2 protein-coding genes and 1 pseudogene are annotated in these 2,194 nt (G+C 30.1%); all 3 read right to left on the bottom strand.

The genetic code is table 11. The features are described 5' to 3' along the window. Window positions 1–276 (bottom strand): annotated as a pseudogene (locus tag FMM56_RS09305) (DNA cytosine methyltransferase); the annotation flags it as partial. Between the two features lie 9 nt (window positions 277–285). Further along, the gene (locus FMM56_RS07020; RefSeq protein WP_150208184.1) at window positions 286–1,491 is read right to left on the bottom strand and encodes a saccharopine dehydrogenase family protein; all 1,206 of its coding nucleotides are present in this window, start codon (window positions 1,489–1,491) and stop codon (window positions 286–288) included. A 60-nt stretch (window positions 1,492–1,551) separates the two neighbouring features. After that, window positions 1,552–1,986 (bottom strand): hypothetical protein, encoded by a 435-nt coding sequence (locus FMM56_RS07015; protein ID WP_150139895.1) that lies wholly within the window; start codon window positions 1,984–1,986, stop codon window positions 1,552–1,554. Window positions 1,987–2,194 lie beyond the last annotated feature (208 nt).

Below are 2,194 nucleotides of genomic sequence, written 5' to 3'. Positions count from 1 at the left end.
AAAAAATAATTGCCCTCTTGGATCATTAATCCCCCTTAATGCACCTGCATCGCTCCAACTTTGACAAGAAGGATCTCCAATAATGCCATCACAATTTGGAAATTCATTTGAAGAAATATTGCAAATATCACCCTTTATCAGCTTTGCCTTATGATTTTTTTTCATAAGTTTGCCAAATGCTTTTATCTTTTTCATTTGCTACAATTATCTTAAATCCAGCCTTTAAAAGCCTAAATCAAGTCCACCAGCACCACTAAAAAGACTGATTAAATTCATTTTATTTTTTCAAAATCCCAAACTTGGTTTCATATCTATAATCTTCCAAGGAAGACCTTGTGAATTTAACTCATCCATAAAAGGTTTTGCATCAAAATTTTCCATGTTAAATACGCCTTTTTCTTGCCAAATTCCTTTTGCAACCAGTTTTGCACCTATCATAGCAGGGACTCCTGTGGTGTAACTAACAGCTTGAGAAAGGGTTTCTTTATAGCATTCTTCGTGATTGCAAACATTATAAATATAAATTTGTTTATCTTGGCCATTTTTTACACCCCTTATAACGCAACCTATATTTGTAAAGCCCTTTGTTCTAGCCCCAAGACTTGCAGGGTCTGGTAAAAGCGTTTTTAAAAACTCAATAGGTATTATTTCTTGTCCTTGGTGAAGTACGGGCTTAATGCCTAACATACCGACATTTTCAAGGCATTTCATATGAGTTAAATAACTTTGTGAAAAGGTCATAAAAAAGCGAATTCTTTTTAAGCCCTTGATATTTTTTACTAAACTTTCTAGTTCTTCGTGATAAAGCAAATAGCTATCCTTTGGTCCAACTTCTGGATAATCCCAACTCATAGATATTTGCATAGGCTTTGTTTCTATCCACTTGCCCTCTTGCCAATAACGTCCATTTGCTGATACTTCTCTTAAATTTATCTCAGGGTTAAAATTCGTAGCAAAAGCGTATCCATGGTCTCCTGCGTTACAATCTAAAATATCTATAAAATGAATTTCATCAAATAAATTTTGTTGGGCATAGGCACAAAAAACATTCGTAACGCCCGGGTCAAACCCACTTCCTAAAAGCCCTAAAATACCACTTTCTTTAAATTTTTCATTCCTTGCCCATTGTTCTTTATACTCAAATTTTGCTAGGCTTGGGTGTTCATAATTTGCCGTGTCAATATAATGAATTTTAGCTTGTAAACAAGCATCCATTAAGCTTAAATCCTGATAAGGCAAGGCTAAATTTAATAAAATTTCAGCCCCACTTTCTTTTATCAATTTAACCACGGCCTGCGTATCATCAGCGTTAATTTGTGCAGTGTTAATATTAATATTACAACGTTCTTTTATAATACTTGCTATTTTATCGCATTTACTTTTAGTACGACTTGCTAGGGTTATTTTTGTGAAAGTATCGCTATTCATAGCACATTTTATACTAGCAACTTGAGAAACGCCACCTGCACCAATAATTAAAAGGTTTGCCATTATTTTTCCTTACAAATTTTTATTATAAATTTTAACAAGCCAAAATTAACAAGTTTAAAATTAGCTAAAAAGTTTGGTTATTAGCCATATTACCCCTGAAATAACTATTAAATCAAAGCTTATTCCAATAATTGATAAAATACAATCTTTAAATTTATCAATTTTATCTTGTTTTTTTAATAATTTTTCATTTATTTGCGTGATTTTAAATATTGTTTTTTCCATAATTTTCATTTTGTTATCAAGTTCTTTTATTTTTTGTTCTTGCATTTGTATAAATTCATCTATCTGGTCTTTTAATTGTTCTTTACAATTATCGTTAAGCGTTTGCATACTTTCATCAAGTATATCTATAACCTCGTCTCTTAACTCTTGTATAAATTCTGTATCTTCTTGTAATTTTTTATTAAGTGTTGATTGTACTGCATCATATATCATTACACTGTCTTCTGTTAAGCCACATATAAATTTTTTATTATCTTTTTCTAAACTCATTTTTATACTCCTTTTTATAAATTTAAAAGCTTAAAGAAGTCTTATAATATGGGCGATTATACTACTTTGTATGGGCATTGTCAAATTTTAATTTTGTAATTTTTATTTAGTTTTTGTTAAAATAATGATTAAATTTATTTAAGGATTATCTTATGCCTTAGAAACAAAACTAAAACCAAATAAATTTTTATTCTATCTTAGGTATAGA

The organism is Campylobacter sp. LR264d (assembly GCF_008633895.1).
Classification (GTDB): Bacteria; Campylobacterota; Campylobacteria; order Campylobacterales; family Campylobacteraceae; genus Campylobacter_D.
This window is presented reverse-complemented; position numbering and strand designations above follow the sequence as displayed.